This window comes from Okeania sp. SIO3B5, from assembly GCF_010692555.1.
Lineage (GTDB): Bacteria > Cyanobacteriota > Cyanobacteriia > Cyanobacteriales > Microcoleaceae > Okeania.
Window position 1 is genome coordinate 1 of sequence record NZ_JAAHHG010000477.1, and the last position, 7,706, is coordinate 7,706.

The window sequence follows — 7,706 nt, forward strand, 5'->3', positions numbered from 1 at the left end:
ATTTTAGCCTTTTTGGGGTCTAAAAAAGTGCCTGGTATCATGTCTAAAACCCTCAAAAAGTTAGTATTTTAGGCTCATAGTTAGGCAGAAAAATAATTCTTACAAAACTTAGCTCCTACCTTCTATAAGTACCCATTTATCCTGTCTCCTGTCTTCCCCTCCTGGGAGCAGGGCTGTTTCAAAGTATTGTAGATTAACGATTTAAGGAGAACGGAAGATGAGGGGATAGTGGAACAGTGAAATTTGCCAAAATTTGCCGATTTTGAGCGCAAAGTACGCGTCTTTAAGCTCTAAGAGAATATTTGGTTCAACGCCGCTTAAAAGCCTTCATCCCCGTGTCTCCGTGTCTCCGTGTCCCCGTGTCTATCGAGAATGAAACAGCCCTGCCTCCTGGGAGGGGCGAGGGGTAGGTTGTCTCCTGTCTCCTACCCTCACCCATAAGACTTTTGAGCGCAAACCCTAGGATAGTCCGTCTTTTTCAGCTTTAGCAGGCAACAGAAGTCAGTAATCTTTCCACAATTGTTTGAGCACGTCTTCCCCCTGCTGGTATCAAACGATGGGAAAGGACATAGGGAGAAAGAAATTTCACATCATCAGGAATAGCATAATCTCTTCCAGCAAGAAACCCTAAAGCTTGAGCTGCTCGATGCAAAGCAACTGTTCCACGAGGACTAACACCCAGGGTAATATCTTCATCTTCCCGCGTTGCTCGTACTAATCGGAGAATATATTTTTGTAAAGACTCATCTACTTTCACAAGACGGCACAAACGACGCAACTCTTCAACTTCCTCTAAAGTAATACAAGCTTTCAGCTTACTTATCCCTACTCCCTCAGAAATTCTTTGTAGCATCTGTAACTCTTCAGACTCTGTAGGATAGCCTAATGTCAGAGATAAACTAAAACGATCCATTTGTGCTTCCGGTAGTGGAAATGTCCCCTGATATTCAATAGGGTTCTGAGTTGCAATGACAAAAAATGGCTTAGGAACAGAACGCGAAACCCCATCTATAGTAACCTGTTTTTCCTCCATCACTTCTAATAGAGCAGACTGAGTACGGGGAGTAGCACGATTAATTTCATCTGTCAATAGTACATTGGCAAACACCGGACCTGGTAGAAATTCAAATTCTCCACTGCGAGGGTTCCAAATGTTAGTACCAGTAATATCGGTAGGTAGTAGATCGGGAGTACATTGAACTCGCTGAAACTTTCCAGCGATCGAATAAGCTAGAGATTTAGCTAATAAGGTCTTACCCACACCGGGAACATCTTCTAAAAGAACATGACCCTCCGAAAGCAGTGCCACTAATACTAAGTTAATCGCATCTTCTTTTCCCACAATAGTCTGACGAAGATTTTGTTTCAGCTTTTCAATACTTTCTTTCATAAAATTATGATTTGCTATGTATAGGAATCCTATTTCAGTTGTATAGCACTACTATTAGTTTGAGATAATAAGTAGGTTAATTTAGCAAATCTAAATATTTGGTATTAGGGATATTTTTTATCTCAACGTTGGTTGAAAACCCGCGCTCTTTGGATAATATCTCAAAATATCTACATAGGGTTTGCCGAATAAAGTCTTTTGGTAGGGTAGGGAGTAGGCAGTAGTGAAGAGTTAGGATTTAGGGGAGTTGTAGAAGAGGTAGTCATTCATAATTGGCCCTTAGTTTTTCTCTCATTTATTACCCCAAAATCCTTACTTTTTCCCCTGCATCTACCGAAAAGCTGATACTTTTTCAGTACCTACAATTCTTCAAACCAATATCTGTTAATGCTTTGATATTTAATCAGCAAGTCCTACATAGGGTTTGCCGAATAAAGACTTTTGGTAGGGGTAGGAGTCAGAATTTCCGTTTGTCATGCTCCTCAAACAGAATTCAGGAGAAATGGGAATTAATTAGGAGGTAGTCGGAAAAATTGTAAGAGTGATTTTTCTGCCATAATCGTCCCAAAATACTAGCTTTATGCAGCTCTTGCCACCGAAAAGCTGACACTTTTTTAGACCAAAAAATTCTACAACCAATATCAGTCAATGGGCGCGATATTTAATCAGCAAGCTCTACATAAAATTTTAACTTACATTGAAGTGAATGAACTTAAGTTAATGAGGGGTGTAGGCTTCAGAATTGCTGAAAGAATATTAAAGCTTTTATTTATTCTGATCGAACTAAAAATTTTTGTTTAAATTTATCAAAACTCAATTAAAATATAGCAATTATTGTACTAATGAAGTATAAGATTTGATACTTTAGGTAAAAGAACAGATAAATTAAGAAAAACAATTGTATTTCACTTAGGATGGATTAAAATCAATCCATTCGCATTTCATCCATTACTTCAAAGAGGATGGCTTTCATGCTCCCGTGTTAATTTAGTAATTTTTGTTAGTTGAATTAATTTTGGATCGGTAAATATTAACTGAAAGTCTTCATTAATTGATAATGGATAATGGATAATTGATAATTACCTCTGGTTAAAACCGTTCTTGATTAAATATAAGGAAATATTATTTCTTTTTTTCCCCTTAAAAGGGGAGGCTTTAAACCAGAATTATTTAATAATTAATAATTAATAATTAATAATTCGGTAAGTATGCTGGTTTTTAATATCATGTCCGGTTGAACAGTTACAAATAAACTACTCAGAATTCAGAATTCAGAATTCAGAATTCAGAAGGGAAGAAAGAAGAAAAGAAGGAGAAAGTTTTTTTATCACTAATTATCCGGACATGATATAACTCCTACATTCAGACTCTTTAATTCATTGAAAAAATTAACAGACTTGTGGAAAAAATCTAGCACAATCAACAGCAAAGATTAACATCAAAAAAATTAAGGCCAAAAATTTGATTTTGACAATTCCTTGAGGTTTAATACTTCAAAGCACGATCGCGCTATTTACATCAGAAAAATTATCGATCGAATTGTGATTAATACGAGGATATAAAAGGAACAGGATCAATTCCTATCCCTTGAGCTGAATCTAATTTCATTATGAGAGTTTAGTATTCACGAGAAGATTTATCTCCTCCCCCTTTTCTTCCGCCACCACCAGATGACCCTCGACTTTCTCGTGGCCTTGCTTTATTTACCTTGAGAGTACGTCCCATCCATTCAGCACCATCAAGTGCTTCAATGGCTGCTGTCTCTTCATCTTCTGTCTCCATTTCTACAAAAGCAAAGCCCCTGGGGCGACCAGTTTCACGGTCTGAAGGAACTTGAACTCGCTTAACGCTACCATATTCTTTGAAGACTTCTTTTATATCTTCATCAGTGGCATCGTAGGAAAGGTTTCCAACGTAAACCGACATAATTGACCTCCAAAATTAAATGCAATCTAGAGAGATTTCGGAAGGCCAGTAATGCCAGATGAAACATCACAAAAAAGCTCACCACTGAAAGCAAAAACTGCAACCTATACCTATTCTCGAACTAGATTATATCATAGACAGTTTTGGCTAAAAATTACACAAATTAAAACTTTAGTCCAACTTAAAACTATCAGTAAAACTTTTTAAATTTTAGTTACATAGAAGTTTGATAAAATGTCTAGTTCCCCTACGCGGAAGTTAAAAGTCATGCATTTAAAAGCTAGTGCTAATTGGCGAGGTTTCCTCTGAAGGAAATGCTTACCATTCAAACAACTACATTCTTTTATATTAAATTTATTTAGTATTACTTATGAGTATACTTCTAGCAACTGCACAGTCTTCTTGAATCTTTGCTTTTAGTAAATCTAAAGAAGCAAATTTTTGTTCGGGTCTTAAAAACTCAATCAAATTTACTCTTAGAGTATGATCGTATAAATCTCCAGACCAATTTAACAAGTGAATTTCTGTAGTCGGGTGTAGACCATTTAGTGTGGGGCGACAACCAACATTCATTACTCCTAAGTAGGGGGAATCTCCAGAATAATTTTCCGGAAGTTGCTTCTGTTCACAGATATAGACCTCCACAGCATAAACTCCAAAACGAGGCAAAAATTTTTGTGGCGGTAGCTGTATATTAGCTGTAGGAAATCCTAAAGTTCTACCTAATTTTTGCCCTTCTACCACCTGACCAACTAAACTGTAGGGACGACCTAATAAACGATTGGATTTTTTTAGGTCTCCTTGCTCAAGAGCTTGGCGAATTATAGAACTACTAATGCGTTCTCCATTTTCACAAGTGTATAGAGGTACAATAGTAGCTTCTATATTATAGTTAGCTGCAATAGTCTGTAAATCTGTTGCTTTTCCTGCTCTGTTTCGCCCAAAGCGGAAGTCCCATCCTACACTTACTTTACTTGCTTTTAAGTGTTTTACCAGAATGTTTTCTACAAATTGAGTAGGAGTTAAATTTGCCAATTCTTGGTCAAATTGCAGTAATACTACTTGTTCTACTCCCATCTGTTCAAAAAGAGCTAATTTTTCATCTAGTGGAGCTAACAATTTTTTTGGCTTTCCACTAAAAAACTCTTGGGGATGAGGATTAAAAGTGACAACAGTTGAATAAATTTTTTGCTCTTGGTAATCATCATTTTTGTCCAATTTTCTTTGGCAATACCATGATGAATTTAATAATTGAAGCTTTGTGTCTTTGTCTACTTCTATATCTGTTTGTGATGGACAAACATAGAGTGAATTTTTTCTAGTATCTAATTTTAAAATTGGTTGGACTACTTGCCTATGTCCTCGATGCAAACCATCAAAGTTTCCTAAGGCAACGGTAGTTGGAGTTAATATTGTAGCTAAAGAAGAAGTTACCCACACACCTTATATTTTCATTGATTGAATTATTTTCTACTACATTTAATCTTTGTTCATTTATATTTTTTGTCAGCTTACTCACAAAATTAACATTAAGCTAAAACTCTAGCTTTTTTTGGAGTGTTTTACTGCTGAATTGTTGTCTTCACTATTGCTTGGAGGAATTAATTGAATTGACAAACCTTCTCTTGCCATCAAACTATTAGGAAATTTTTCTGCTACTTGCTCTCCTACTTTATCTAAAAAATCATCATTATGTATAGGATCATGGTGAAAAATTACTAATTTTTTAACTTGAGCTGCTTTAGCAACTTTTACAGCTTCCTGCCAAGTTGAATGTCCCCAACCAATTTTACTAGATTTATCAGAATAATATTCTTCATCCGTATAAGTAGCGTCATAGATTAATACATCTGCATTACGAGCCAAAAATAAAACATTTTCATCAAAGCGATCAGGAAAATGTTCTGTGTCAGTAACATAAGCTGCAGCATATCCTTGCCAGTTTATACGATATCCTACTGCTTCTCCAGGGTGGTTGAGCAAAGCATTTTCAACAACTATATCACTAATTTTAACTGGATGACTTATTTCCAAATCGAAAAACTTAAGTTCAGCCCCCATAATTTGCAAAGGTACAGGAAAATTAGGATTGAGCATCTGGTCATTAAGCCTCTGTTGAATAGTAGCTCCATTGGGAGCAATTGCTCCATATATATAGAAACGATTCTTTTTCACAAAAGCAGGTGCAAAAAAAGGAAAGCCTTGAATATGATCCCAGTGGGTATGGGTAAAGAACATATGGGCTTCTACGGGCATTTGAGACATCAGGGATTGACCCAAAACTCTTAGGCCAGTTCCACCGTCAAAAATCAGGCGATGTCCACCAACTCGCATTTCTACACAAGGAGTATTACCCCCATATCTTACTGTTTCTGCTCCGGGAGAAGCAATACTACCTCTTACGCCCCAAAATTGAACTGTGAATTGATTTTGTTTAACCGACATGAGTTTTATCGCAGAATTTCTTTAGTAAGTCCATCGAGGAGATTTTACTTATGAGTTAAATTTTTGCCACAAAAAAATGGCTTCATATTTAAGTTTAACCATATATTTTAATATATATTAACTGTTATTCTAAATTAATCTAGCAAAATTTTGGGTGGAAGATGAGAGATAGGATTTTTATTTCTTCTGAGATTAAATGACTCGCGGAATTTTTATCGGCCATCTTCTACATCTACAGATTATTTAGAACTCTACTATTTTTATTTTGATTTATTTTGATATTCCCCTGGCTTATGCGCAGGGAATTATTAAGCAATCCAAAACTGGATTCTTCAAGGCATGATCAAACTGCCTCTACTGACTTCTTTAAGGGAAAACCTTAAAGTTGCCACTACTTTTTTGAGGATATTAGCTGCGCCATTACAATCAGCATTAACTAACAAACCGTTTAGAGTCCTGGCTTAATTCCCTTGCCTGACGGCTTCCAACTTCCGGGTTTTTCACGCCTTATTTGGCAAGAAGTCATCATCTAAAAAGCTAGCTTGCGAGGTATACGATTCTTCAGTTTCAATAAACTCTATGCCATATAATTCACATAACTGAATAATTCTTTCTTTGAGTTGAGCCGTGGGGATTTGTACAAACTTTTGGTTGTTTTTTGCACCGATATTAATACTATCTTTTTGTCGTTTATTCCAACCAAAAACTATTTTACAAATTTCATGTTTAAGGCAATGATTAATCACCAATCTTGCTGCTTTGTTAACAGCATCACGCATTTGTCTATTGAGTTTTTCAGTTATGCGCGCTAATTTAAGGGAGAAAAAATTTTCCTTTGAGTCAATCCTATCCGTTTTCAAGGAGAGGTAATTAATAATTAATAATTAATAATTAATAATTAATAATTAATAATTATTAATTAATAATTGTTGAACACCTCCTTTAATATGATAACATTCAAAAATAGAAAATGACAAATTTTTAAGGCGATTAAAATTGCCCGTTCGTTTTTCATCCACGCTTTAAAAAGACGTAGCTTTCAAACTATAGTCCATCTTTTGTAAATAAATTTTGACAGTAAATTTTTTTCGATCTACTCAACACTTTTCAACCTACTTATGTATTAATAGTTTAACTTTTACAATCCTAACAATTAATTTTTGAACATGGCATCTATACAGCTTCATAATTGTTTCAAATTTTTTAGTTTTTATTTCATTCATGTTTTTACGGCAGATTGCAAGTAATATCATGTTCAGTTTTATAAATGGTATAATATCAATTTGAAAAAAGAATGTTACAAAACTCTATTTAGGGTTTGCTGAAAAAGTCTTTTTGTTGAGGTAGGGAGTAGGGAGTAGTTAAATAATTAATAATTAATAATGAATAATTAATAATTAGAGGGTATCTGTAAATAAAATATTAAATCCTAGTGTAGGGTTGGGTTGGCCAGATTACATGGTTAAAGTTAATAGTTAGCTTTGTGATTCGCCGTAACCCAGTAAATCGTAAACTTTTGAACATCTCTTAAGATTTATTTTACAGATACTTTCTCAGGATTTAGGGGAGTTATAGAGTAGGTAGTTTTTCATAATGATTTCTTGATTTGTCTACCATAATCGTCCTAAAATACTAGCTTTTTGCAGCTCTTGCCACGGAAAAGTTGACACTTTTTTAGGCAAAAAAATGCTACAACCAATATCAGTCAATGCGCGCGATATTTAATCAGCAAACCCTATTTATAGGGAACAGGGAATAGGGAATAGACAAAAGAGAGTCGTAACAAACATTTATCAAACTGGTATAGTATTATCTTCGTTTAATTAGGGCTTGCTGATTAACTATCAAAGTATTCACATATAAAAGTTTCAGCCTTATTAGGTTGAAAAAAAGTACCATATTTTCGGCTAAGAAGGCTCAAAAAGTTAGTATTTGTGTAAGAGTT

At 35.0% G+C, this 7,706-nt stretch carries 6 protein-coding genes; 1 reads left to right on the forward strand and 5 read right to left on the reverse strand.

The window, feature by feature from the left end; translation table 11 throughout:
- Positions 1-484: 484 nt before the first annotated feature.
- Together F6K54_RS35905 and F6K54_RS35910 are read right to left on the reverse strand one after the other, a co-directional pair.
- On the reverse strand, positions 485-1,390 hold the full coding sequence (locus tag F6K54_RS35905) for a MoxR family ATPase (RefSeq protein WP_293088588.1): 906 nt from the start codon (positions 1,388-1,390) through the stop codon (positions 485-487).
- Positions 1,391-3,007: 1,617 nt separating this feature from the next.
- On the reverse strand, positions 3,008-3,316 hold the full coding sequence (locus F6K54_RS35910) for an RNA-binding protein (protein WP_293088589.1): 309 nt from the start codon (positions 3,314-3,316) through the stop codon (positions 3,008-3,010).
- Positions 3,317-3,367: 51 nt separating this feature from the next.
- Between F6K54_RS35910 and F6K54_RS35915 the strand changes: the two genes are divergently transcribed.
- Positions 3,368-3,523 carry a hypothetical protein gene (locus F6K54_RS35915; protein ID WP_293088591.1) on the forward strand — a complete coding sequence of 52 codons (156 nt, stop codon included), beginning with the start codon at positions 3,368-3,370 and terminating at the stop codon, positions 3,521-3,523.
- A gap of 147 nt (positions 3,524-3,670) precedes the next feature.
- On the opposite strand, the gene F6K54_RS35920 is transcribed toward F6K54_RS35915, so the two are convergent.
- The 3 genes from F6K54_RS35920 to F6K54_RS35930 all read right to left on the reverse strand — a co-directional run bounded on the left by F6K54_RS35920 (position 3,671) and on the right by F6K54_RS35930 (position 6,540).
- Positions 3,671-4,756 carry a bifunctional riboflavin kinase/FAD synthetase gene (locus tag F6K54_RS35920; protein WP_293088593.1) on the reverse strand — a complete coding sequence of 362 codons (1,086 nt, stop codon included), beginning with the start codon at positions 4,754-4,756 and terminating at the stop codon, positions 3,671-3,673.
- A gap of 102 nt (positions 4,757-4,858) precedes the next feature.
- Positions 4,859-5,761: an MBL fold metallo-hydrolase gene (locus F6K54_RS35925; protein ID WP_293088594.1), complete on the reverse strand. Its 903-nt coding sequence runs from the start codon at positions 5,759-5,761 to the stop codon at positions 4,859-4,861.
- A gap of 500 nt (positions 5,762-6,261) precedes the next feature.
- Positions 6,262-6,540: an IS200/IS605 family accessory protein TnpB-related protein gene (locus F6K54_RS35930; RefSeq protein WP_293088596.1), complete on the reverse strand. Its 279-nt coding sequence runs from the start codon at positions 6,538-6,540 to the stop codon at positions 6,262-6,264.
- Between the last annotated feature and the right edge of the window lie 1,166 nt (positions 6,541-7,706).